24 protein-coding genes are annotated in these 22,915 nt (G+C 69.8%); 13 read left to right on the top strand and 11 right to left on the bottom strand.

Annotation, left to right across the window (positions count from 1 at the left end; translation table 11 throughout):
* Positions 1–9: 9 nt before the first annotated feature.
* The gene (locus P2P98_RS08905; protein ID WP_275799283.1) at positions 10–1,065 is read right to left on the bottom strand and encodes an ABC transporter substrate-binding protein; all 1,056 of its coding nucleotides are present in this window, start codon (positions 1,063–1,065) and stop codon (positions 10–12) included.
* An 83-nt stretch (positions 1,066–1,148) separates the two neighbouring features.
* On the opposite strand from P2P98_RS08905, the gene P2P98_RS08900 reads away from it, so the two are divergent.
* The 7 genes from P2P98_RS08900 to P2P98_RS08870 all read left to right on the top strand — a co-directional run bounded on the left by P2P98_RS08900 (position 1,149) and on the right by P2P98_RS08870 (position 8,256).
* On the top strand, positions 1,149–1,985 hold the full coding sequence (locus P2P98_RS08900; protein WP_275799279.1) for an AraC family transcriptional regulator: 837 nt from the start codon (positions 1,149–1,151) through the stop codon (positions 1,983–1,985).
* Positions 1,978–2,739 (top strand): AraC family transcriptional regulator, encoded by a 762-nt coding sequence (locus P2P98_RS08895; protein WP_275799276.1) that lies wholly within the window; start codon positions 1,978–1,980, stop codon positions 2,737–2,739. The genes P2P98_RS08900 and P2P98_RS08895 overlap by 8 nt, the downstream gene beginning before the upstream one ends.
* 107 nt (positions 2,740–2,846) lie before the next feature.
* Positions 2,847–3,824: an ABC transporter substrate-binding protein gene (locus P2P98_RS08890; protein WP_275799274.1), complete on the top strand. Its 978-nt coding sequence runs from the start codon at positions 2,847–2,849 to the stop codon at positions 3,822–3,824.
* Positions 3,821–4,852, top strand: a complete 1,032-nt coding sequence (locus P2P98_RS08885) for an iron ABC transporter permease (RefSeq protein ID WP_275799271.1) — start codon at positions 3,821–3,823, stop codon at positions 4,850–4,852. Before P2P98_RS08890 ends, P2P98_RS08885 begins: the two co-directional genes overlap by 4 nt.
* Complete coding sequence (locus P2P98_RS08880; protein ID WP_275799268.1) at positions 4,849–5,865, top strand: iron chelate uptake ABC transporter family permease subunit; 1,017 nt, start codon at positions 4,849–4,851, stop codon at positions 5,863–5,865. Before P2P98_RS08885 ends, P2P98_RS08880 begins: the two co-directional genes overlap by 4 nt.
* Complete coding sequence (locus P2P98_RS08875) at positions 5,862–6,698, top strand: siderophore-interacting protein (RefSeq protein ID WP_275799266.1); 837 nt, start codon at positions 5,862–5,864, stop codon at positions 6,696–6,698. Before P2P98_RS08880 ends, P2P98_RS08875 begins: the two co-directional genes overlap by 4 nt.
* 262 nt (positions 6,699–6,960) lie before the next feature.
* Positions 6,961–8,256 carry a citrate synthase gene (locus P2P98_RS08870; protein WP_275799263.1) on the top strand — a complete coding sequence of 432 codons (1,296 nt, stop codon included), beginning with the start codon at positions 6,961–6,963 and terminating at the stop codon, positions 8,254–8,256.
* Positions 8,257–8,431: 175 nt separating this feature from the next.
* Here P2P98_RS08870 and dapD read toward each other — a convergent pair whose 3' ends face one another.
* Positions 8,432–9,343 carry a 2,3,4,5-tetrahydropyridine-2,6-dicarboxylate N-succinyltransferase gene (gene dapD, locus P2P98_RS08865; protein ID WP_275799261.1) on the bottom strand — a complete coding sequence of 304 codons (912 nt, stop codon included), beginning with the start codon at positions 9,341–9,343 and terminating at the stop codon, positions 8,432–8,434.
* 44 nt (positions 9,344–9,387) lie between these two features.
* Here dapD and dapE point away from each other — a divergent pair, with 44 nt between their 5' ends.
* The 3 genes from dapE to P2P98_RS08850 all read left to right on the top strand — a co-directional run bounded on the left by dapE (position 9,388) and on the right by P2P98_RS08850 (position 11,951).
* On the top strand, positions 9,388–10,464 hold the full coding sequence (dapE, locus tag P2P98_RS08860) for a succinyl-diaminopimelate desuccinylase (protein ID WP_275799258.1): 1,077 nt from the start codon (positions 9,388–9,390) through the stop codon (positions 10,462–10,464).
* Positions 10,446–11,684: a hypothetical protein gene (locus tag P2P98_RS08855; protein ID WP_275799255.1), complete on the top strand. Its 1,239-nt coding sequence runs from the start codon at positions 10,446–10,448 to the stop codon at positions 11,682–11,684. The genes dapE and P2P98_RS08855 overlap by 19 nt, the downstream gene beginning before the upstream one ends.
* Before the next feature lie 93 nt (positions 11,685–11,777).
* The gene (locus P2P98_RS08850; RefSeq protein ID WP_013586186.1) at positions 11,778–11,951 is read left to right on the top strand and encodes a DUF3117 domain-containing protein; all 174 of its coding nucleotides are present in this window, start codon (positions 11,778–11,780) and stop codon (positions 11,949–11,951) included.
* A gap of 97 nt (positions 11,952–12,048) precedes the next feature.
* On the opposite strand, the gene P2P98_RS08845 is transcribed toward P2P98_RS08850, so the two are convergent.
* Positions 12,049–12,687: a class I SAM-dependent methyltransferase gene (locus P2P98_RS08845; RefSeq protein ID WP_058598008.1), complete on the bottom strand. Its 639-nt coding sequence runs from the start codon at positions 12,685–12,687 to the stop codon at positions 12,049–12,051.
* Between the two features lie 71 nt (positions 12,688–12,758).
* Here P2P98_RS08845 and P2P98_RS08840 point away from each other — a divergent pair, with 71 nt between their 5' ends.
* Positions 12,759–13,130 carry a twin-arginine translocase TatA/TatE family subunit gene (locus P2P98_RS08840; protein ID WP_058613503.1) on the top strand — a complete coding sequence of 124 codons (372 nt, stop codon included), beginning with the start codon at positions 12,759–12,761 and terminating at the stop codon, positions 13,128–13,130.
* A 27-nt stretch (positions 13,131–13,157) separates the two neighbouring features.
* On the opposite strand, the gene P2P98_RS08835 is transcribed toward P2P98_RS08840, so the two are convergent.
* The 3 genes from P2P98_RS08835 to P2P98_RS08825 are packed head-to-tail and all read right to left on the bottom strand — an operon-like array spanning position 13,158 to position 16,155.
* A complete protein-coding gene (locus P2P98_RS08835) occupies positions 13,158–14,312 on the bottom strand; it encodes an Mrp/NBP35 family ATP-binding protein (RefSeq protein WP_275799249.1) in 1,155 nt (384 codons plus the stop codon).
* On the bottom strand, positions 14,309–14,836 hold the full coding sequence (locus P2P98_RS08830; protein ID WP_058613505.1) for a DUF1003 domain-containing protein: 528 nt from the start codon (positions 14,834–14,836) through the stop codon (positions 14,309–14,311). The genes P2P98_RS08835 and P2P98_RS08830 overlap by 4 nt, the downstream gene beginning before the upstream one ends.
* A complete protein-coding gene (locus tag P2P98_RS08825; RefSeq protein ID WP_058613506.1) occupies positions 14,836–16,155 on the bottom strand; it encodes a CBS domain-containing protein in 1,320 nt (439 codons plus the stop codon). Before P2P98_RS08825 ends, P2P98_RS08830 begins: the two co-directional genes overlap by 1 nt.
* A gap of 72 nt (positions 16,156–16,227) precedes the next feature.
* On the opposite strand from P2P98_RS08825, the gene P2P98_RS08820 reads away from it, so the two are divergent.
* Together P2P98_RS08820 and P2P98_RS08815 are read left to right on the top strand one after the other, a co-directional pair.
* Positions 16,228–16,983, top strand: coding sequence for a general stress protein (locus tag P2P98_RS08820; protein WP_275799245.1), 756 nt, complete (start codon positions 16,228–16,230; stop codon positions 16,981–16,983).
* Positions 16,980–17,651 (top strand): alpha/beta family hydrolase, encoded by a 672-nt coding sequence (locus P2P98_RS08815; protein ID WP_275799243.1) that lies wholly within the window; start codon positions 16,980–16,982, stop codon positions 17,649–17,651. The genes P2P98_RS08820 and P2P98_RS08815 overlap by 4 nt, the downstream gene beginning before the upstream one ends.
* A 3-nt stretch (positions 17,652–17,654) precedes the next feature.
* Here the strand turns inward: P2P98_RS08815 and P2P98_RS08810 are convergent, their stop codons facing one another.
* The 5 genes from P2P98_RS08810 to P2P98_RS08790 form a co-directional block, all read right to left on the bottom strand.
* Positions 17,655–18,137 (bottom strand): hypothetical protein, encoded by a 483-nt coding sequence (locus tag P2P98_RS08810; RefSeq protein WP_275799240.1) that lies wholly within the window; start codon positions 18,135–18,137, stop codon positions 17,655–17,657.
* Positions 18,134–19,858 carry a hypothetical protein gene (locus P2P98_RS08805; RefSeq protein ID WP_275799237.1) on the bottom strand — a complete coding sequence of 575 codons (1,725 nt, stop codon included), beginning with the start codon at positions 19,856–19,858 and terminating at the stop codon, positions 18,134–18,136. Before P2P98_RS08805 ends, P2P98_RS08810 begins: the two co-directional genes overlap by 4 nt.
* A complete protein-coding gene (locus tag P2P98_RS08800) occupies positions 19,855–20,208 on the bottom strand; it encodes a hypothetical protein (protein WP_275799234.1) in 354 nt (117 codons plus the stop codon). The genes P2P98_RS08805 and P2P98_RS08800 overlap by 4 nt, the downstream gene beginning before the upstream one ends.
* A gap of 82 nt (positions 20,209–20,290) precedes the next feature.
* Positions 20,291–22,072, bottom strand: a complete 1,782-nt coding sequence (locus P2P98_RS08795) for a gamma-glutamyltransferase (protein ID WP_275799231.1) — start codon at positions 22,070–22,072, stop codon at positions 20,291–20,293.
* Positions 22,069–22,915, bottom strand: an 847-nt coding sequence (locus P2P98_RS08790; RefSeq protein WP_275799229.1) for a M24B family metallopeptidase, incomplete at its 5' end; no start/stop codon positions are given. The genes P2P98_RS08795 and P2P98_RS08790, both read right to left, overlap by 4 nt.

Here is a 22,915-nt window from a genome sequence, read left to right as displayed (position 1 = left end):
CACCGCGGGTCAGCCCTCGACACTCTGCGGGGAGGTGCCGGCGACGGCCTTCTCGAGGCGGGGGACGAGCTTGTCGATGACGTACTTCTGGCTCAGCGGCGTGAGGAAGTAGATGGCGCCCGCGAGCTCGGCGTCAGTGTAGACGGCGCGTCCTCCGGTGACCGCCGACAGCGACCGCGTCGTTCCGAAGTCGAGCAGCGCAGGCAGCGAGTCGGCGCTCTCGGTGGCGAAGACGATGACGTCGGCGTCGATGAGCGACATGTTCTCGCCCGAGATGAGCGCCTGCGCGCCCTTCTGCTGAACGTACTTCTCGAGCCCCGGGGTGATCACGAAGCCGAGGTCGGTGAGGAAGTCGGTGTTCAGGCCGTCGGGATACACGTAGATGCTGCCCTCCCAGGGGCCGCCCTGCGAGAACGACGCCGTCTTGCCGGCGAACTCGGGGTGGGCGGCCGCGGCCGCCGCGTACTGCTCTTCGATGCCGGTGATGAGCTTCTCGCCCTCGGTGCTGCGTCCCATCGCCTGCGCGATCTGCCGGGTCTGACCCTTCCAGTCGGAGAAGTAGCGCTCGCTGCCGGGGACGCTCGCGATCGTGGGAGCGATCGCGCTGAGCTTGGTGTAGTCGTCGGCCGTCATGTTCGCGTTCGTGCCGACGATGAGGTCGGGCTCGAGCGAGGCGATCTTCTCGAACTCGAAGCCGTCGGTGGCCGACAGCACGGTCGGCTCGGCGCCGTTGAGCAGATCGGTCGCCCATGGCCAGACGGCGTACGGCTGTTCCCCGTACCACTCGGTCGTGGCGATGGGGGGTGTGCCGAGTTCGAGGAGGATGTCCTGCTCGGTGAGGCCCACGACGACGACGCGCTGGGGTTCCGCCTCGACCGTGGTCTCGCCGAACTGGTGGGTCACGGTGACGGGGAACGTGTCGCTCGGTTCGGTCGAATAGGTCGTGTTCTCGGCGACCGCCGTGGCGGTGCCGCCGCAGCCGGCGAGGAGGGCGGCGGTGACGGCGAGGACGGTGCCGAGCGCGGCGAGGCGCGCGGGACGGGAGCGGTGCAGAGTGACGGACATGGAGGCTCTCGGGTAGACGGGTAAGGGCGCCGCTAGGTTAGCCTTGCCTTACTTTGCTCGCCATCGTCGTGAGGAGACACTTCGTGCTGATCGAGGACACGATCATGTCGCCTGGTGAACACGTTGACCGCGTGGGTGCGGCTGTCTCCCCGTCGCATGTTCGCCAGTGGACATTCGCCGAGTTCGCGGTCACGTCGACATTCGTCGACGGCGGCAGCGGATTCGCGTTGCATCGCCACGAGGAGGACCAGCTCGCGTGGATGGCATCCGGATCCATGGAAGTCTCGGTCGGGTCCGACCGCTGGCACCTTCGGCGCGACCACGCGGCGTGGATCCCCACCGGGGTGCTGCACGAGATGCGCTTCACCGAGCCGGGGGAGCTCGTCAGCGCCTACGTGGATCAACGGCACCGACCGAGTCCGGAGGGGTGGAATCGGGCGCGCGTGCTCACGCTTGATCCGCTCGCCGGGGCGCTCCTGCGGTACCTCGCCGCCGAAGGGCGGCGCGAGACGCGACGGCAGGAGTGTTTCGGCCTCCTTAGCGATCTGATCGCCGAAGCGCCCGTTTCGCGCGAGGTCGTCGCCCTTCCGCAGGATCCGCGCGCCCGCGCTATCGCCGTCGCACTCCTCGCCGCGCCCGACGACGATCGGGACCTCGACGCGTGGGCGGCCCAGGAGGGGGTCAGTGCGAAGACCATCGCCCGTGCCTTCGTCTCCGACACCGGGCGCACGTTCCGCGAGTGGAGAGTGCGGGCGCGCCTGCACGTCGCCGTCGGGCTGCTCGTCCAGGGTGCGCCCGTGCACGAGGTCGCGCTCGCGGTCGGTTACGACTCGGTGAGCAGCTTCATCTCGGCGTTCCGCTCGAGGTTCGGCATGACGCCGGCTGCCTACGCCGGACGCACGCGGGAGATCGATGTCTGAGTCGCCGCGCTTGGAGTCGATCGAGATCGTGACCCCTGCCGACGCCGGGGAGCGGTGGCCGACGCACGATCACCCGGACCATGAGCTCTTGTCCTCCATCACCGGGGTCGTGACGGTGTCGACCGAGCGCGCCGTCTTCGTCGTCCCTCGGGGCGCGGCGATCTGGATCCCCGCCCGTGCGTCCCACGAGGTGCATGCGAGTGCGGGCAACACCATGCGCTGCACGTGGTTCGCGCGCGGTGCCGTCCCCGACGCCCTGGTGCGTCCGACGCTGCTGACCACGTCGACGTTGCTCGACGATGTCCTCACGCACCTCGACGTCGAGCATTCCGGCCCCGCCGGCACGACGGAGCGCGCCGGCGAACGCCGCGCGCGGGCGGAGTCCTTCGCGCTCGACTTGCTCTCCGTCGGCGCGCGGCCCGATGCGGGGTTCGCGCACCCTCGCACGCCCTGGCTGCGGCGGGTCACTCACGCGCTCGCCGCGGACCCCGGCGACCCCCGCACGGTGGAGGAGTGGGCGCGGCATTGTGCGGTGAGCACGCGGACTTTCACGCGGCGCTTCCGTGACGAGACGGGCGAACCCTTCTCTCGCTGGCGTTCGCGGCTCCGTATGCAGGCGGCGATGGCGGCTCTCGCGGCGGGGCAGGCGGTGGGCGTGGTCGCGCATCGCGTCGGGTACGACTCGGCGGCGGCGTTCTCGACGGCTTTTCGGGAAGCGGCGGGGGTGAGTCCGCGCGAGTTCGCCGCGCGTTGACCGATCTGCGAAAGAACTCGACTGATTTGCGGAGGTTTGTGCTCTCGAGCGCCGTTGACCCCTCGCGATAATTAGGTATCCCTTACCTAAGAAAGAGGAGCTTTCCCGTGCTCACACGCCGCCGCGCCGCCCTGTCGGTCTCCGCCGCCGCGCTCACCCTCGCCCTGCTCTCGGGGTGCGCCGCGACAGCTCCGTCTTCGGCATCCATCGCCTCCACCACCGTCGAGTCGGCGTACGGTGAGGTCACCGTGCCCCAGCAGCCCGAGAGGATCGCCGCGGTGTCGTACGACACCCCGTGGCAGCTGATGTCGCTCGACGTGAAGCCCGTCGCCACGATCGACTACTCGCGGTGGGCCGACAGCTTCACGACCGCGCAGATGGAATGGATCTCGGATGCCGCGACCGTGGGAACTTTCGGCGAGATCAACTTCGAGGCCCTCACCGCCGCCCGCCCCGACGTCATCATCGGCACGGCGGATGAGATCGATCAGGCGACGTACGAGAGGCTCAGCGCCATCGCCCCGACCGTCGTGACCGGCGGCGTCGATCGCGGCGACTGGCAGAGCATCACTCGGCAGACCGCCGCCGCCACCGGGACGACCGCGACCTGGGAGGCCGAGAAGGCCGCGTTCGAGAAGCTCCGCGACGACACCAGGCAGACCTACCGCGACGTGATCGAGGGGAACCGCTGGATCAACTTCTCGTTCGGCGACGAGCCCGGGCAGTTCTCGGTCCAACTGCCCACCGGCTCGACCGGCGATCTCGTGGTGAACGAGATGGGACTCGCGTATGGCCCCGGTGCGGCTTCGCTGCCCGACACCGACGGCCGCGGATACACGGCTCTGCCGCTCGAGCAACTGCCGACGGTGTTCGACGGCGTGACCGTCGCACTCACCTTCTCCTCCGCGGACGGCACCCCCGATCCCACCGTCAGCGAGATCGTGAATTCGCCGCTCTTCCAGACACTGCCCGTCGCGCAGAGCGGTCACGTGTACGGGATGCGCTCGACCGTGACCGACTACGTCACCGCGCAGGATTGGGTGCACGAGCTCGTCGACACGGTGCTCGAGCCGTTGCAGAAGTGACCGGTGCGGCCGTCCGGGAACGCCCGGGCGTTCGGCGCCCTCGGGCAGCGCGCGTCGCCGTCGGCACCGCGATCGTCCTGGTCGGTCTCGCGCTCGCGGTGGCCGAGCTGTGCGTCGGTGAGCCGATGCTGACGCCGGCTCGTGCGCTCGGTCTTCTCGTGCATCCCGACGGATCGCAGACCGCGCTCATCGTGCACACGCTGCGGCTCCCGCGGCTCGTGCTGGCGGTCGCCGTCGGCGCGGCTCTCGCGATCTCCGGCGTGGTGATGCAGGCGCTCACGCGGAACCCCCTCGCCGAGCCGGGCATCCTCGGGGTCAACGCGGGAGCGTCGCTGGCGGTGACCTTCGCCTTCGTCGTCCTGGGCCTGCGCGGATTCGGTGTGACATTGGCGGTCGCCGCGGTGGGGGCGGCGGTGGCCGGCCTGCTCGTCGCTCTGCTCGGCGGCGTCGGGCGCTCGGCATCCGCGGCACGGCTCGTGCTGGCCGGCGTCGCCTTCACCGCCGTCGTCTCGGGTCTCACCCAGGCCGTGAGCCTCGTCGACCCCGGGCAGTACGCTCGCATCCGCGTCTGGGAGGCCGGATCGCTCGCGGCTCGCGACACACCGACGGCCCTGCTGGTGACGGGCGTGATCGCTGCGGGGGTGATCCTCGCTCTGTCGATCGGGCCCGGGCTGAACCTGCTGATGCTGGGCGACGACACCGCTCAGGCCCTGGGCGGACGAGTGACGCGCGTGCGCGTGGCGGGTCTCGTCGCCGTCGTGGTGCTGTGCGGAACGGCCACCGCGGCGATCGGGCCCGTCGCCTTCGTCGGGCTCCTCGTCCCGCACGCCGTCCGGGCGTTCACCGGTGCCGATCAGGTGCGCGCTCTCTGGGCGAGTCTCGCCGCCGGGCCCGTGCTGCTGTTGGTCGCCGATCTCCTCGCCCGGACGGTCGCGGCGCCAGCGGAAGTACCCCTCGGGGTTGTCACGGCGTTTCTCGGGGCTCCCGTCCTCATCGCTCTGGTGCACAGATATCGGAGACCGGTGTGACGGCCATCGTGCGCGTGCCCCCGCGTCTGCGTCGACGGCGACTGCTCGCCGCGCTCGTCGTCGGGGGAGTCCTCGTCGTGTCGGTGACGGGCACGTTGACCCTCGGTGACCTCGGCGTCACCCCCACGGGAGCGCTGGCAGCACTCGTCGGCGCGGGCGATGCGGGCACGGTGCTCGTCGTGCAACAGTGGCGTCTGCCCCGGGCGGTGCTCGGCATCGTGGTCGGCGCCCTCCTCGCGCTCTCGGGGGCGCTGTTCCAAACCGTGACGCGCAATCCCTTGGGAAGCCCGGACATCCTCGGCTTCTCCGTCGGCGCGTTCACCGGGGTTCTCGCGGTCACCCTCGCGGGCGCGACCTCGGTCCTCGCGTTGACGGGCGGTGCTATCGGCGGCGGCTTGGTGGCCGCCGTCCTCGTCTTCGTCCTCTGCGCGCGCACGGGCTTCGGGGGTGTCGCGGTCGTGCTCACCGGCATCGGCGTCAGCGCGATGCTCGCCGCGGTCAACGTGGTCCTCGTGGTGCGTCTCGACGACGTGCGCGCCCGTGCTGCAGCTGTCTGGGCGACGGGCTCGCTCAACGGGGTCGGCGCCGACGGCATCCTCCCCGCGGTTCTGAGCCTCGCGTCCGGGGCCCTCGTCATCGCGGCCCTGGCACGTTCCCTGCATCTGCTCGAATTCGGTGACGAGCGGGCCACGAGTCTCGGCGTCCGTCCGCCCGTTCTGCGGTGGGGAGCGATGGTGATCGGGGTCGCGCTGATCTCCGTGGCCACCGCCGTCGCCGGCCCCATCGGATTCATCGCCCTGGCCGCACCCCAGATCGCGCGCCGCGTCTGGCGGACCGGCACGATTCCGTTCGCCGCCTCGGCGTTCGTGGGGGCCGCGCTTCTCGGCGCGAGCGATCTGATCGCCTCCCGCGCGCTTGCCCCCGTCATGCTGCCGACGGGCCTCGTGACGGTCTGCCTCGGAGGCGTCTATTTGGCCTGGCTGCTCACCTCGCGAGAAAGGACCCGTCGATGACTGTTCGAGACGATCGCCCAGGATACGAGGCGCGTGTGGTCGCCGTGTCCCGGGTCACGCCGCACATGGTGCGCGTGACCCTCGGAGCGATCGGCGGTCTCGACGGATCCCGGCTGCCGGATGCCGGGCCGGCGGACGAGTTCTTCGGTCTGTGGGTGCCGGTGCCCGGCGCGCAACCCGTCAAGAGGTACTACACGGTGCGGCATCACCGCGCAGACCGTGGTGAGATCGACGTCGACCTGCTCCTGCACGGCGCGGGCCCCGCGACAGAGTGGGCCGCCCGCGCCGCTGTCGGAGACACCGTCGCTTTCGACGCCCCGCGCGGGCATTATGCCCCGCCGCCCGATACGTCGAGCCTGCTCCTCTGCGGCGACGCGACGGCGCTCCCTGCTCTCGGGCGCATTCTCGAGGAACGGCTGCCGCATCGGGAGGCGCCCCCGGCGACGCTCGTCATCGGCGTCGATGATCCCGCCGACCGCTCCGACCTGGCCGTACGCCCGGGCGACGACGTTCTGTGGTGCTCGTCGGAGGACCTCGTCGACGAGACGCGACGCCGGTGCGGATTCGATCCGACCGCGTACGTCTGGTTCTCGGGAGAGGCCGCCGACATGAGGGCTGTTCGCGCGCGGCTGCGCCGAGAGCTCGGCATCCCTGCCCAGCGGTGGACGACGATGGGCTACTGGCGTCGTGACAGCGAGCGCTGGTCTGCCCGTCTCGACGCGGCAGGGCCCGCGTTCAAGGCCGCGATCGACGAGGTGCTCGCGGCACCGGTCGACGAGGAGACGCAGGCCGACCTCCTCGAGGAGCTGCTGTCGTCGAAGGGTCTGTTGTGACGCCGGATGCCGGTGCGGACGGCGTCGCGGCGCATCACGGGAGCGATGAGGAGGATCCCTCCATTCGATGGGGGCATCCTTTGGCGTTGTCATCTGTACGTGCCCCGGGCTACTAGGCTGTAAAAGCACTGTGCTCGGGCATCCCTCCGAGCGCGTGTCGACCGTGAGGCCGCACTCGTGGCATCCACCGGTCGAGAAGACCGCGGGTGCCTCCGCCCCCGTGGCCGAACAAATGGGCGACCAGAAATCGCAAGGAGGCGCGGTGAGCGACGCGGGAACGCAGAACGACAAGGCCACCCTCACGGTGGGGGGCACCACCGCCGAATTCCCGGTGCTCCGGGGAACCGACGGCATCCCGAGCATCGACATCGCGTCGCTGACGAAGCAGACCGGCCACACGACGCTCGACTACGGCTTCGTGAACACCGCGTCGACGAAGTCCGACATCACGTACATCGATGGCGACCAGGGCATCCTGCGCTACCGCGGGTACCCGATCGAGCAGCTCGCGAAGAACAGCACCTATCTCGAGGTGGCCTGGCTGCTGATCTACGGCGAACTGCCGTCGGCATCCGAACTCGCCTCGTTCGACGAGCGCATCCGTCGTCACACGCTTCTGCACGAGGACCTCAAGCGGTTCTTCTCGTCGCTGCCCCCGACCGCGCACCCGATGTCGGTGCTGTCGGCGGCCACCGCGGCGCTCTCGACCTACTACGAGTCCGAATCGGACCCGCACAACCCCGAGCACGTCGAGTTGAACACGGTTCGCATGCTCGCGAAGCTCCCGGTGATCGCGGCCTACGCCCACAAGAAGAGCATCGGGCAGGCTTTCCTGTACCCCGACAACTCGCTCGGCTTCGTCGACAACTTCCTCAAGCTCAACTTCGGTGTGCTGAGCGAGATCTACGAGGTCAACCCGGTGATGACGAAGGCGCTCGACCTTCTGCTCATGCTGCACGCCGACCACGAGCAGAACGCCTCGACCTCGACGGTGCGTCTGGTGGGCTCGACCGGCGCCAACCAGTTCGCGTCGATCTCCGCCGGCATCCAGGCTCTGTCCGGCCCCCTTCACGGCGGCGCCAACGAGGCCGTGCTGCAGATGCTCGGCCGCATCCGCGACTCCGGCGAGAGCGTCGAGCGCTTCGTCGAGCGGGTGAAGAACAAAGAAGAGGGCGTCAAGCTCATGGGCTTCGGCCACCGGGTCTACAAGAACTACGACCCGCGCGCCAAGCTCGTGAAAGAAGCGGCGGACGAGGTCCTCGAGGCCCTCGGCGTCAGCGACCCACTGCTCGACCTCGCGAAAGAGCTCGAGCAGATCGCCCTGCAGGACGACTACTTCAAGGAACGTCGTCTGTACCCGAACGTCGACTTCTACACCGGCGTGATCTACAAGGCGATGGGCTTCCCCACGCGCATGTTCACCGTGCTGTTCGCGATCGGGCGCCTGCCCGGCTGGCTCGCCCAGTGGCGCGAGGCCATCACCGACCCGCAGACCAAGATCGGCCGCCCGCAGCAGCTGTACACCGGGGCTGCCGAGCGCAACTACCCCGGCATCTGACCCCGGCGCTGACACGCCCCGTCCCTCTCGCGAGGGGCGGGGCGTTCCGCTTTGCGGGCCAGCGCGGGTAGGGCCAGCGCGGGTAGCGCGCGCATAAACGCGATCCACGCGCAGAAACACGGGGAGAGCGCGTTTCTGTGCGTGGATCGCGTTTATGAGAGGGGAGTGCGGCGGCTCAGGCGTGCAGCGCTTCGTTCAGCGTCACGCCGACACCCGCTCGCGCCGAGGCTTCGACGGCGCCCGTCAGCGAATTGCGCCGGAACAGGATGCCGTTGCGCCCCGACAGCTCGCCCGCCTTGACGACCTCGTCGCCGACCTTCACCTTCGTGCCCGCCGTGACGTAGAGGCCGGCCTCGACGACGCAGTCGTCGCCGAGCGAGATGCCGATGCCCGCGTTGGCACCCAGCAGCGTGCGCGCACCGATCGAGACGCGGTGGGTCCCGCCGCCGGAGAGGGTTCCCATGATCGAGGCGCCGCCGCCGATGTCGGTGCCGTCGCCGATGACGACGCCCTGCGACACGCGCCCCTCGATCATCGAGGAGCCGAGCGTGCCGGCATTGAAGTTCACGAAGCCCTCGTGCATCACGGTCGTGCCGGGGGAGAGGTGCGCGCCGAGGCGAACACGCGAGGCGTCGGCGATCCGGACGCCGGCGGGCGACACGTAGTCCGTGAGGCGCGGGAACTTGTCGAGCCCCTGGATCTGGATGCCGTGCCTCTGGAGCGCGGGACGCAGGCGCGCCGCGTCATCGGGGTGGATCGGGCCGGCGTTGGTCCACGCGACGTTGGGGAGGTGCCCGAAGATGCCGTCGAGGTTGATCTCGTTCGGGCGCACGAGCAGGTGCGACAGCGCGTGGAGGCGCAGATAGGCGTCGACCGTGGACGTCGGGGCCGCGTCGGCATCGATGGTCAGTGACACCGTCTCGATACGGACATTGCGGCGCTCATCGGCCCCGGCCTGGGCCTCGAGATCGGTGGAGACCTCGGGCTCGCCGCCCAGGGACGGCTTCGGGAACCACGCGTCGAGCACGGTCCCTCCCTCGGCGATGGTCGAGAGTCCGGCAGCGCTGATACGTCGTTCGTTGCTCACGGCTCCAGGCTACCGGCGGCACCGCGCTGGATAGGATCGGGGGCATGCCGTCGCTCGATCTCACGTCGTCCTCGCTCGATCTCACGCGCGCCATCTGCGACATCCCGAGCGTGTCCGGCGACGAGACCACTCTCGCGGATGCCATCGCCGCCGCCCTGGCCGACTACGACCACCTCGAGGTCATCCGGGACGAGGACACGATCGTCGCGCGCACCGACCTCGGCCGCGCACGTCGGGTGGTGATCGCCGGGCACATCGACACCGTGCCCATCAACCGCAACCTCCCCGTCGAGGACCGCGACGTCGACGGCGAAGCCGTGCTCTGGGGCCGCGGGACCGTCGATATGAAGGCGGGGGTCGCCGTGCAGCTCAAGTTGGCCGCAGAGCTCGTCGCGCCCCCGGTCGACATCACGTGGATGTGGTACGACCACGAGGAGGTCGACTCGTCGCTGAACGGTCTGGGACGACTCTCGCGCAACCGGCCCGATCTCTTCGTCGGAGACTTCGCGATCCTGGGGGAACCCAGTAACGGCGAGGTCGAGGGGGGATGCAACGGCACGCTTCGCGCCGTCATCCGAACCGACGGCGTCCGCGCGCACAGCGCTCGGTCGTGGATCGGTGAGAACGCGATCCACAAGGCGGCGCCGATTCTCGCGCGCCTCGCCGAGTACCGCGCTCGTGAGATCGAGGTCGAGGGGCTGCTCTATCGCGAAGGTCTCAACGCCGTGAAGATCTCCGGTGGAGTCGCGGGCAACGTGATCCCCGACGCGTGCGAGGTCGAGGTGAACTACCGCTTCGCCCCGAGCCGCGACGCCGCGGGTGCCGAACGAGTGGTCCGCGATGTGTTCACCGGTTTCGACGTCGAGATCGTCGACGTCGCCGAGGGCGCGCGTCCGGGTCTCGATGCGCCGCTGGCGCAGGAGTTCGTGGCGGCGGTCGGCGCCACACCCCGTCCGAAGTACGGATGGACCGACGTCGCCCGGTTCTCGGCGCTCGGCATCCCGGCCGTCAACTACGGCCCGGGCGATCCGCACCTCGCGCACCACGACGAGGAGCGCGTTCCCGTGGCGCAGATCGACGCCGTGGAACACGGCCTGCGAGCGTGGCTGAGCGGGTCGTGACCACCGAGGTCGCGGCATCCGGAACCGTCCGGGGATGGGCTCGTCTGCCCGTGCCGTGGCGTATCGCCCTGATCTACGTCGCGGCCCGCGTGGTCACGACGGTCTTCTTCCTGCTCGCGGCGGGGATGTCGGGACCGGCATCGCGTTACGGCGTCGACCCGTCGCTGGGAGAGCTCGCCCTCGGGTGGGACGCGCAGTGGTACTGGCTTGCGGCCGTGTCGGGGTATCCGTCCGTGCTGCCCGTCAACGCCGAGGGGGCGGTGTCGGAGAACGCGTGGGCGTTCCTTCCGCTGTACCCGTACCTCTCGGCGGGGCTGGGGGCTCTTCTGGGGTCCTGGGGTGCCGGGGCGGTCACGATCTCGCTCCTCGCCGGTTACGGCGCGAGCCTGACGCTGCACACGCTCTTGCGTGATCGCGTGGGCGATGCGGCGGCCACCTGGGCGGTGGTCTTCTTCGCCGCCGGTCCCTTGGCCGCGCTTTTCCAGGTCGGATACGCCGAATCGCTGTTCCTGTTCCTCCTCTTCATGGCGCTGCGCTGCGTACAGCGACGGCGATGGGGGTGGCTGTACCTCCTCGTCCCCGTCATGGGGTTCACCCGGCCGGGAATCCTCGCTTTCGCGCTGTTCCTCGCCCTGTACGGCATCCACCGTTTCGTCCGGCGTCGCAGCGATCCGCTCCCGCGACGCGAGGTCGTGCACATCGTCGCCCTCGGGCTCGTCAGCGTGGTCGTCGGCTTCGCGTGGCAGACCATCGCGGCGATGGTCACGGGCGACGCGGGCGCGTACCTCGCGACGGAGCTCGCGTGGCGCCGCAACTGGATCGCCGATGCGAGCGGCCATTTCATCCCGATCGAGGGTTGGGTGCAGGCTGCCGCGTTCTGGTTCACCCAGTGGGGACTCGGGGCCTGGCTCGGCTACGTCGCGCTGGTGGTCCTCGTCGTGGGGGTCTCTCTCGCGCTGTGGTTCCTCGGTCCGGTTCGACGGCTCGGTGTCGAGGTGCGTCTCTGGTCGGCCAGCTATCTGATCTACCTGCTCCTCGTGTTCTTCCCGCAGTCGAGCATCTTCCGGTTGCTTCTTCCCGTGTCGCCCCTGTGGGGAGCTCTCGCGGTGCCTCGGTCCACCGCCTGGCGTATCGGGGTCCTCGCCCTGGCTTTGCTCGGGCAGTGGTGGTGGATCTACAACATGTACGCACTGGCCAACACCTACTGGCAGATCCCCTGAACGGATGCCGTGCCGCCGCTCGCCGCGCCGGACGACGCGCGACGCGCGCTACCGGTAAACTGTCAGGAGACCAACGACGAAAAGGGGGCCGCGATGGCAGCCATGAAGCCGCGAACCGGTGACGGACCGATGGAGGCCGTGAAGGAGGGCCGGCTGATCATCGTGCGCGTGCCGCTCGAGGGTGGCGGGCGACTCGTCGTCTCGGTGAACGATGCCGAGGCGAAGGAACTGCACGACGTGCTCGGTGGTGTCGTCAACGCATCCTGACGGAACTTCACGAGAGAAGGCCGGTCCCTGACGGGGCCGGCCTTCTCTCGTTGGTGAGTATCGCGGTGCAGCGGATGAATTGCGGGGTTATGCCCGCTCAGGACGTCGGCGAGACGGTCGTCAGCTGAAGGAGCCCTTCGCCCGTGGTGGACAGGGCTCCGAAGACGGCGGGTGAGGCCTGCACCTCCTGGATGAGGGAACGGTACGCCGTCGTCACCGCGTCGCGGCGAACCGGATCGGCGACGGCGCCGCCCGCGAGGACGCGCGGAATGAGCACCGTGCCGCCCGCGCGCACGAGGCGCAGGCCGTGCTCGACGTATTCGATGACGCCGTCGGGGTCGGCGTCGATGAAGACGATGTCGTACGACGCCTCGTTCATGCGGGGGAGGACCTCGGCCGCACGACCGGTGATGAAGCGTGCTCGAGCCGCAGGAATCCGCGCATCGGCGAACGCGGCACGCGCGGCTCCGAGATGCTCCGGTTCGCTGTCGATGGTGGTCAGCGTGGCGCGCGGAGAACCGTGCAAGAGCCAGAGTCCCGAGACGCCGCCGCCCGTGCCGACCTCGACGACGTTCAGCGCGCGCGTCGCGGCCGCGAGAAGCGCCGTCTGCGCGCCGACCGCGGGGCTGATCGGGGCGGCGCCCAGCTCGAGCGCGTGCGCGCGAGCCCGGGCGATGTGCTCCGGCTCCACCGTCGATTCCTGCACGAACCGTTCGTTCGCCTCGTAACCACTCACCTGGACCTCCGTGCCCAGGCTAGAGGGCGGGGTCGTGCCGGAGGCCGAGGCGCGGCGGGTAATCTGAACTCATGTTCTTCGGGCTCACCATCGAGAAGCTCATGCTGATCGGTGTGGTCGCCGCACTCGTCATCGGCCCCGAGCGCCTCCCCAAGTACGCCGAAGCCCTCGCGAAGCTCACCCGTCGCGCGAAAGAGACGCTGCAGGGAGCGAAATCGCGCATGCGCGAAGAGATGGGGCCGGAGTTCGACGAGGTCGACTGGCGCAAGCTCGACCCGCGTCAGTACGACCCGCGTCGCATCGTCCGCGAAGCTCTCCTCGACGACACCCCGACGGCGACGATGCGCGCCGCCGGTGCCGCCGCCGTCGCCGCGCGTGTCACACCCGAGAAGCCGCCCTTCGTTCCCGGGTCGGTTCCCCCGTTCGACGACGAGTCCACCTGAGACGCGCCGCCCGTCAGCGGGCAGTGGTCACGCCGACGGGGTGACGCGGAGCGCTCGTCCCGCGAGCCCGCGCGGGTTGACCGCGAGAGCCGCCGCCGCCGCGTCGATGGCACGCGACGCGGGATCGTCGGGTGCGCCGAGCACCACGGGGTGGCCGTCGTCTCCGCCTCCGCGCAGTGCCGGGCTCAACGGCACGGATGCCAGGAGGGGCACGTCGGAGTCGGCGGTCGACAGGGCGCGAGCCACGGCCTCGCCGCCGCCGGAGCCGAACAGGTCGAGCGAGCTGCCGTCCGGGAGCGTCATCGCGGCCATGTTCTCGATGACCCCGATCACGCGCTGCCCCGTCTGACGGGCAACCGTTCCGGAACGGACCGCGACATCAGCCGCCGCCGCCTGCGGAGTGGTCACGACGAGGACGTCGGCGTGGGGGAGCAGCTGGCCCACGGAGATCGCCACGTCGCCCGTTCCGGGCGGCATGTCGAGCAGCAGCACATCGAGGTCCCCGAAGAACACGTCGGTGAGGAACTGCTGCACGGTGCGGTGCAGCATCGGACCCCGCCAGGCGACGGCGCCCGCGGCATCCTCTCCCGGACGACGGAGGAACATACCGATCGAGATCACCTTCACCCCGTAGGCCACAGGCGGCAGGATGAGCTCGTCGATCCGCGTCGGGGCGGGCGGAAGGCCGTCGGCATCGATCAGGCCGAGCAGCCCGGGGATCGAGAAGCCGTGCACATCGGCGTCGATCAAGCCGACGCGGAGGCCTCGGGCCGCGAGAGCGACCGCGAGATTGGCCGTCAACGTCGACTTCCCCACACCGCCTTTGCCGCTGGTGACGGCGATGACGCGCGTGAGCGAGTCCGGGCCGAAGGGCATCTCCCGCTTCGCCCGACCGCCACGGAGCTTCTCGGTGAGGGCTCTGCGCTCGTCGGGCGACATCACTCCGACGCGCACGTCGACCGCATCGATCCCGGCGACCGAGGCCGCGGCATCCCGGACATCCCGCTCGATGCGGTCCGCGGCGGGACATCCGACGATCGTCAGCGCGATCTCGACGTCGGCCGTGGAGCCGTGGACGTCGATCTCGCGCACCATGTCGAGCTCGCCGAGGGGTCGCCGGAGCTCGGGATCGGTCACCGCGGCGACAGCCGCGCGGACACGTTCGGCGAGTTCGACCGTCACGGCGCGGGCCGTGACTGCTCGTCGTGGTCGTCGAGTCGTTGGAGTGCGGCGCGCAGCTCGGCACGCAGCGTGTCCTTCGTGATGACCTCGTCCGTCAGGTCGCGGACGGCCATGCGCAGGGCGACGATCTCGCGTGCGAGGTACTCGGTATCGGCGAGATTGCGCTCGGCGCGCTGACGATCCTGTTCGATCTGCACGCGGTCGCGATCGTCCTGGCGGTTCTGCGCGAGCAGGATCAGGGGGGCCGCGTACGACGCCTGCAGAGAGAGCACGAGGGTCAGCGCGGTGAAGCCGATCGCGGCGGAGTCGAAGCGCCAGTCGTCGGGGGCGATCGAGTTCCATCCCATCCACAGCACGCAGAACAGCGTCAGCGACAGGAGGAAGGTCGGCGTGCCCATCGCGCGCGCCACCCATTCGGTGAATCGGCCGAAGCGATCGCGAGACGGCTGCGGCGTACGCGGGGCGAGAACGCGGCCGCGACCGCGGGGCGCGTCGAGAGCGGGCTGGCGGTTGTTCCGAGCCATCAGCGCCTCCTCGGGGTCGGTGGGGTCTGGACGGGGATGCTCTGCGTCGCGGTCGGTCTGAGTGTGACCTTGGGCGTCGGATCATCGCTGTCGTGGGTGCGCCAGTCGTCGGGCAGGAGGTAGTCGAGGACATCGTCGACGCTGACGCAGCCGACGAGCCGGTGCGCCTGGTCGATGACGGGCAGCGAGACGAGGTTGTAGCTCGCCAGGAGCCGAGCCACTTCGGCCGCCGTCGCGTCTGCGGGCACCGGCTCGAGCGTGTCGTCGATGATGGCGCCGAGGCGCTCGTGCGGCGGGTAGCGGAGCATCCGCTGGAAGTGCACGGTGCCGAGGAGCCGCCCCGTCGGCGTCTCGTAGGGCGGCAGGGTGATGAAGACGGATGCCGCGAGAGCGGGGTGCAACTCGTGGCGGCGGATGAGGGCCAGGGCCTCGGCCACGGTGGCATCCGCCGACAGCACGATGGGCTCCGGGGTCATGAGACCGCCGGCGGTGTCGGGGCCGTACTGAAGAAGGGCGCGCACGTCGTCGGCCTCTTCGGGCTCCATGAGCTCGAGCAGCTGCTCCGAACGGGACTCGGGCAACTGGCCGAGGAGGTCGGCCGCATCGTCGGGCTCCATGGCATCCAGGATGTCGGCGGCGCGCTCGTCGCCGAGCTGCTCGAGGATGTGCACCTGCTCGTCTTCGGGCATTTCTTCGAGGGCATCGGCGAGACGGTCGTCGCTGAGCTCTTCAGCGACCTCGATGAGGCGCTCCTCGGGCAGGTCGAGCAGGGTGTTGGCGAGATCGGCCGGCTTGAGCTCGGAGTACGTCGCGACGAGCTGCTCGGCCGACTGCGCTTCGCCCGGCGTCTGGTTCTCGCGCACCTCGGTCCACGCCGCGAACGTCGTGGCCCCTTTCGCGAACGGGGAGGCGCTCGTTCGCGGGCGACGAAGGAACAGCTGGCCCACGTCCCATTCGCCGAGGCGGTTGCGCTCGATCGCGACGTCCTCGATGACGGCTGTGCCGGAGCCGTCGACCAGGCTCACGCGGCGGCCGAGCATCTCGGCCATGACGCGGACCTCGCCGCCGCGCTGCTGGAATCGGCGCACATTGATGAGGCCGGTCGTGATGACCTGACCGGCCTGGATGGAGGTGACGCGCCCGATGGACACGAACACATGTCGGCGCCCGGGAATCTCGACGACGAGCCCCACGACGCGCGGCGCGGCTGACGCGCGGTAGATCACCACGACGTCTCGCACCTTCCCCAGGCGGTCGCCCGCCGGATCGAACACCGTGCAGCCCGCCAAGCGGGCGACGAAAACCCTTTGCGTGCTCACCGGTACAGCGTAGTCCGCAGCTCATCGCGAACACCTCGGTGACGCCTCAGGAGCGCGTGACAAGATGGTGAAATGAGTATGTTGACGGGGCGGCCGGGAGCCGGGCGCGACGAGGTCGGCGAGAAGGTCGCGTCGTTCCCGACGTACGAGCAGGCCCAGAAGGCCGTGTCCTCCCTCATCGCCGGCGAGGTACCCGCGCGCGACATCGCGATCGTGGGGACCGGGCTCCGGTCCGTCGAACGCATCACGGGCCGTCTCGGATACGCCACGGCCGCGCGATCCGGGGCGCTGAACGGTCTGATGATCGGTCTGCTCTTCGCCTTCATCTTCGTGCTCGGTCAGCCCACGGCGCAGGTCGCGACCTTCCTCGGCGTGCTGCTCGTGGGTATGGCGCTCGGGATGCTGTTGAGCCTCGGCACCTACTCGATCATCCGCCGTCGACGGGACTTCGCCTCGGTCATGCAGGTCACCGCTGACCACTACGACGTCTGCGTGGCGGCCCCCAGCCTCCACAAGGCCCGCGGAGTGCTCGGACCCACCGGCACCTCGCGCACCGTTGTCGCGCGTCCGCCCGTCTCGGTGGACGACGCCCCGCCGCAGTACGGCGAGCGGGTGGCCCCGGGTACCGCCTCGCCGTCGACCCCGCGTCCCGCCGCTCCGAGTTCTGCGCCCGCGTCGGACGAACCGCCGCGCTACGGGGAACGCATCGTTCCGCCCACGCCGCAGGCCCTCCAGGACGAGTCGGCAGGCACAGGGTCCGCGGATGCGGATGCTGCCGCCGGGGAGCCGCGAGGCGACGCCCCCGAGGCTCCGCGCGACGAGCGGTGACCGCCGAGCACGTCCGGATCCCGGTCGAGTTGCCGGGCGGCGCGTCGAGCGTGTCGGGGCTCTGGGAAGCGCCCGACGGCGCGTCCGCCACGATCGCGGTCGCCCACGGGGCAGGCGCGGGAATGACGCACCCATTCCTCGAGGGCCTTGCCGCGGCCCTCGTCGAAGACGGATTCGCCGTGCTGCGGTTCGTTTTCCCGTACGTCGAGGCGGGACGACGGATGCCGGGACCCGTCGCCGCGGCCACGAGCACCTGGGTGGGTGTGCAGTCATGGTGCGCCGAGGCCTCGACACCGGGGATCTTCGTCGCGGCAGGGAAGTCGTACGGCGGGCGCATGGCCTCCGTCGCCGCGAGTGAAGGACTGCTGAGCCCCGCCGGACTCGTCTACCTGGGCTATCCCCTGCACCCTCCCGGTCGACCGGACAAGCCGCGGGTCGAACACCTGCCTCGGGTGAAACCGCCGCAGCTGTTCGTCGAGGGAGAGAACGACCCCTTCGTCGACCCTCACGAGCAACTCATGGAGGCGGTGGCCTCGTGCTCGGATGCCCGCGTGCATTGGATCGCCGGCGCGAACCACTCGTTCGAGGTGAAGGGCGCGCGGCGCCCGGCGGACGCGATCGGTGCGGGATTGGCGCCGGTGGTGGCGGAGTTCGTCCGGTCGCTGTGAAGGTTATGGGCGCTGGTCTTCGGACAGGGTGCCGCAGCGGGAGATGGCGAGGAGCTCCACCGCCTTGCGGCCGTCCAACGTCGATTCTTCGACGGTGAGCGACATCCTCGGTGAGTCCCTGACGAGGTACACCAGGGGGTGGTTCACCGGCACTCCTAGTTTATCGATACGCCAGCCCTCGCCCAGCTCCTCGGGAACCCTATCGATCAGTGCTGGAACGTCGAAGGTGTCCTCTACGAACACCAACCATTGGCCGGTGTAGAAGCTTCCCTTTCCCCCGCCCAGCGTGAGCTGGTCGTCGCATGGGTAGGGCTCAAACTCTTCGTTGGGTTCGACAGTTTTGGGGTCAGGAACGAGGTCCGCAACTTGTCGGAGCACGTCATGCGTTTCAGCACGAACTTGGTCATATGTGGGGGGTGTGGGAGCGCAGCCGCTGATCATGAGTATTGCCGTCCCGAGGGTGAGCGGTGCGAGGATCTTTTTCATTCGTGTGGTCCTTCGCCGAGGAGTGACTTGACGCTACGAAGCACAGGGCCGTTTATCGACTCGTCGTCGCTCATCAGTGCGTTGTGATGTTCCACGCTGTCCGAAAGGATGCCCACTGGGCCGCCGATAATGACGTTCCGTGGATTGAACCCCGGGAGTTCCGTGTCGACGATCTGTACGCCCGAAAAGGACTCCGGGGGCACGCTGAACCCGAGATCTGCGAGGCTCAAACCCGCGTAGTAGCGGTTGATATCGTCCGGTGCCTGCGCGGCGAAGTAACGCGTTTGCGGATCGGGCGTGTACGGTCCGATGGCGCCGACTGTCGCGGCCATGAAGCGCGCATCGACGGTTCCGCCGTATGCCTCTGCTGCACTGCCGATGGCACCGGCGTACGAGTGCTCATAGCTCATGGTCCACACACCGGGTGCCGTGGCCTCGACCCCTTGGACGAAGTTCGCGTACTCCGGCGCCCGCTGCGAAGCGTATGTGCTGAGCTGGGGCCCACCCCCGAGGGGGATCTCGCTCAGTTGCGGCATTGGTCCCGTCATGACGGTGAAGCTCATGACGGATCCCTGCCCGGCTCTCGTCTGCCAGTTCGCGAACCGCGTCACCGGCTCATCGCCGAAGAACGACTCCGCCCGCGTGTTCGTCCCCGGTACGACGAACAGCGCCGAGGTCGCTGTCGCCGGATCGCCCGACATCTCGATGAGCGAGCCATGGTCGGGGTTCCACGCGTAGAGCTGCTTCCGTCCGTCCTGGACGGCCTGGAAGTAGGCGATCTCCCGATCGAGGTCGCTCACCCGGCGGTTCGCCTCCGCAAGCGGGATCCGAAGGGAGTGTCCGAGGTCATCGACGACGCCGACGGCGTCCAGCCGCTGGCGGCGGAGTTCTTCTACCCGCGACGCGGCCCGCGCGCGATTGGCGGCGACGCGGGCCGCGATCGCCACGCCGTCGAGGTTCCCGATCACCGCGGGGATCGCTGCGGTCAGCTGTGCGGCCGTGGCGACGGGCAGGGCATTCCACCAGGCGGCCACGGCCGCCGGGCGGGTGCGATGAAGGATGCCGATCCACTCGGGGTGCGCGGTGAGGAGAGCGGCTGCGCCCGAGCCCCCGTGCTCCGCCAACCGGGCGAGAAGCGGTAGGGCCGCGGCATCCGTGATCGATGTCGACGCTTCGGCGACGAGTTCTTCATCGATACTCAGAACATTCGACAGCGACCAGGGAATCTCGGGGATCGCCCGCAGCGACGCCGTGCATGCCTCGACCGCAGCGTCCCATCTGTCGACGAGGGACGCGCAGTCGCGACGGAAAGCGGCTTCCTCGTCTGCGCGCACGGCGTCCGCCACGGCCCGACCGAAGCGATCATCGGGAAGGGGTGCCTGGTGCAGACCGGTGACCGAGCGCCGCGCGATGCGCTCGACCAGCGCATCGCGCTCGCGTTCGATCGCCTCGAGCTCGTCCGCCAGCGTTTCGATCGCGGTGCAAGCCAGGCCGAGTCCCGTCGCGATCTCGACCGCCGCCGGGCCGATCGTGATCAGCGCGTCCTGCAGATCCTGTGCCTCCGGCGCGCGGTACACCGCGGGGAGCATCCCCCAGGCGAGCAGGACGTCCTCGGTGGTCAGTCGCAGAGGCGCGACCGCGTGGCGCACTGCCTCCGCGCAGCGGCGGAGCTCTCCGGGGCTCGCGGGGCCGACCGGAATCGCTGCGGTATCGATGGTCATGACGGGTGCGCACCGAATCGCGAGGGGTCGAACAGGGGTGCTGCGGTACCTCCATCGGCCGCGGAGGTGGTCGTCGCCATCTGGTCGTCGGCCGTCACGTAGGCGGCGATGATCCGGCGAAGAGCCGCCACGGCGGCGAGACCGTGCGAGACGATCCCGCGCGACAGCCGCACGCGAGGCTCCGCGCCGTCGCCGAACGCCGCGTGCGCCGACGTCGCTCCCGACAGGGCGGTGCTCAGTGCGTCGACGGCGTCTCGGAGCGCATCGGAACACGCGAGCGTCTCGTCGAGGGCACGTCGCAGTCGGTCGGCGATCCCGATGACCTGGTCGGGCTGCAGCGCATAGGACATGCCGGGATGTTAGGGACTTTCGCGGCGCGCGATTTTCACCCTGTGGACAGCTCGACGACGTTTCACCCGCCGTGGCGGACGGTCATCGGCCGGCGGCGTAGCCCTGCATCCCGCGAGGGTTGGCGGCTGCCCAGAGCAGTCCGTTCGCGTCCCGACCGACGGCACTCACCCGGCCCAACGCCCAGTCGCCGGCCACGGTCACCCGGTGGCCCCGGCGCTCGAGTTCCTCGATCACCCCGTCACCGATCCGCCTCTCGGCCATCGCCCCCGCCGGAGTCCACGTGCGCGGCCAGAACGAGTCGGCGATCGCCGTCGTGTGCAGGGTGGGGGCGTCGATCGCCTGCTGCGGCGTGTATCGGCCGACGAGCATGCGCAGGAGAACCGGCAACTGCCACTGGTCCTGCTGGTCGCCACCCGGAGACCCGAGCGCGGTGACCTCGTCTCCCCGCGTGAGAAGGGTCGGCGTCAGAGTGGTTCGGGGCCGTCGCCGCGGGGTGAGCGAGGCGGGGTGACCCGGAACGAGCCAGGTCATCTGCAGGCGGGTACCGAGGCAGAACCCCAGCTCGGGGACGGTCGGCGAGGACTGCAACCACCCTCCCGACGGCGTCGCCGAGACCGCGTTTCCCCAGCGGTCGATGACGTCGATGTGGCAGGTATCCCCGCGCGTCTGCCCTGAACGATCAACCGTGGGTTCACCCGTTGCTCCGGCGGCGACACCCGCTTCGGTCCGCAGAGGAGGAATCACCGGATGCCGTCCCTCGGGCGCCCCGGGACGGAACTCGCGCGACGCCTCGTCGTCGATCAGACCCCGCCGCTGCGTGACGTAGTCGTCCGCCAGCAGGGCAGCGGGGGAGACCGTTCCGTCGCCGTCGCCGAACCACGCATCGCGATCCGCGTAGGCGAGCTTCTGCGCCTCGAGGACGGTGTGCGCACCGAGCCCCGTGCCGATGTCGAGTGCGTCGTCGTCGAACGGCTCGAGGAGCTTGAGGGTCTGCAGCAGCGCGGGACCTTGCGTCCACACCCCCGGCTTGTAGACGTCCCACCCGCGGAAGCGAGCGGAGACGGCGGCTTCGACACCGGCGCGCCAGTCACGGACGTCGTCGGCACTCAGGACACCGCGGTGCTCTCCACCGTCGGAGTGCGCGTGCGGTCGGGAGAGGAACGCCGCGGCCGCGGGCAGGACGTCGCCGGCCCATCGGTCGCGAGCGGCGTCGATGCGCTCTTCCCGGGAGTCGCCCGAGCGACCAGCCTGGACGAGTGCCTCCAGGACGCCGGCGTACGCCGGGTTCCGCACGACGGTGTCCGGCGCGGGAGCCTCGCCGTTCGGCATCCATCGCGCGAGGGAAGAGGGCCAGTGATCGTGGAACAGCGCGGCGACGCGGCCGATCGTCATGGCCGCGCCCGCGACCAGAGGATGACCGTCGCGGGCGTAGCCGAGGGCGTAGGCGAGCACATCGGCGAGCTCCCACGTTCCGTGGTCGCGGAGCAGCAGGAGCCATGCGTCGACGGCACCGGGCACCGTCGCGGCGAGCCCGCCGGCGCCGGGGACGAGGTCGAGGCCGAGACCGGTCATGTGGGCGATCGTGGCGGCGGCGGGGGCCGGCCCCTGACCCATCAGGACGACGGGCTCAGGTGCCCCCGCGGGACGAACGAGCGCGACCAGGTCACCGCCGGGTCCGTTGAGATGAGGCTCGACGATGTGAAGCACGAAGGCGGCGGCGACGGCGGCATCGAACGCCGTGCCCCCGCGCTCGAGGACCGCCTGCGCGGTCGCCGTGGCGGTCCAGTGGGTGGATGCCGACATCCCGAACGTTCCCCGGAGGGTCGGGCGCGTGGTGAACGACGCCGGGGGAGTGAACGTCACCGCGACAGCCGAGCGATCCAGTCCTCGACCTCGTCGGCGGTCCGCGGGATACCGGCCGAGAGGTTGACGGGCCCGTCCGAGGTCATGACGATGTCGTCCTCGATGCGCACGCCGATACCGCGATACTCCTCGGGGACGGTGAGGTCGTCGATCTGGAAGTAGAGCCCGGGCTCGATGGTGAACACCATCCCCGGCTCGAGTAGACCGTCGTAGTACATCTCGCGACGAGCCTGAGCGCAGTCGTGTACGTCGATGCCGAGGTGATGGCTCGTGCCGTGGACCATGTAGCGGCGGTGCTGGCCGCCGGTGTCGGCATCCAGGGCCTCTTGCGCCGTGACGGGGAGCAGGCCCCACTCGGCCACGCGAGCCGCGATGACCTCCATCGCGGCTTCATGGACGCGGCGGAACGGCACGCCGGGTCGCGCTGCCTCGAACGCCGCGTCGGCCGCTTCGCGAACCGCCTCATACACCCGGCGCTGCACCTCGGTGAACCGCCCCGAGACGGGGAGGGTGCGGGTGATGTCGGCGGTGTAGAGGCTGTCGACCTCGACGCCGGCGTCCACGAGGATGAGGTCCCCCGGCTTCACCGCGCCGTCGTTGCGTGTCCAGTGCAGGTAGCACGCGTGGGGTCCGGATGCCGCGATCGTGTCGTACCCGACCGCGTTGCCGTCGGCGCGGGCGCGCTGATGGAAGACCCCCTCGACGACGCGCTCCCCGCGGGGATGCTCGATGATGCGCGGGAGCTCCGCGACGATGTCGTCGAAGCCGCGAGCGGTGACCTCGACCGCGAGGGCCATCTCGGCGAGCTCGAACTCGTCTTTGACCAGACGGAGCTCGGACACG

Source organism: Microbacterium sp. Kw_RZR3 (assembly GCF_029222405.1).
In the GTDB taxonomy this organism is placed as follows: domain Bacteria; phylum Actinomycetota; class Actinomycetes; order Actinomycetales; family Microbacteriaceae; genus Microbacterium.
Note: the sequence above shows the minus strand (reverse complement) of the source record. Positions and strands in the feature narration are given on the sequence as shown.

Bases quoted from the DNA above. Each gene is read 5' to 3' on its own strand.
- P2P98_RS08905 (WP_275799283.1), bottom strand. From the start codon at position 1,065: ATGTCCGTCACTCTGCACCGCTCCCGTCCCGCGCGCCTCGCCGCGCTC.
- P2P98_RS08895 (WP_275799276.1), top strand. From the start codon at position 1,978: ATGTCTGAGTCGCCGCGCTTGGAGTCGATCGAGATCGTGACCCCTGCC.
- P2P98_RS08875 (WP_275799266.1), top strand. From the start codon at position 5,862: ATGACTGTTCGAGACGATCGCCCAGGATACGAGGCGCGTGTGGTCGCC.
- dapE (WP_275799258.1), top strand. From the start codon at position 9,388: ATGCCGTCGCTCGATCTCACGTCGTCCTCGCTCGATCTCACGCGCGCC.
- P2P98_RS08850 (WP_013586186.1), top strand. From the start codon at position 11,778: ATGGCAGCCATGAAGCCGCGAACCGGTGACGGACCGATGGAGGCCGTG.
- P2P98_RS08840 (WP_058613503.1), top strand. From the start codon at position 12,759: ATGTTCTTCGGGCTCACCATCGAGAAGCTCATGCTGATCGGTGTGGTC.
- P2P98_RS08830 (WP_058613505.1), bottom strand. From the start codon at position 14,836: ATGGCTCGGAACAACCGCCAGCCCGCTCTCGACGCGCCCCGCGGTCGC.
- P2P98_RS08820 (WP_275799245.1), top strand. From the start codon at position 16,228: ATGAGTATGTTGACGGGGCGGCCGGGAGCCGGGCGCGACGAGGTCGGC.
- P2P98_RS08810 (WP_275799240.1), bottom strand. From the start codon at position 18,137: ATGAAAAAGATCCTCGCACCGCTCACCCTCGGGACGGCAATACTCATG.
- P2P98_RS08805 (WP_275799237.1), bottom strand. From the start codon at position 19,858: ATGACCATCGATACCGCAGCGATTCCGGTCGGCCCCGCGAGCCCCGGA.
- P2P98_RS08800 (WP_275799234.1), bottom strand. From the start codon at position 20,208: ATGTCCTATGCGCTGCAGCCCGACCAGGTCATCGGGATCGCCGACCGA.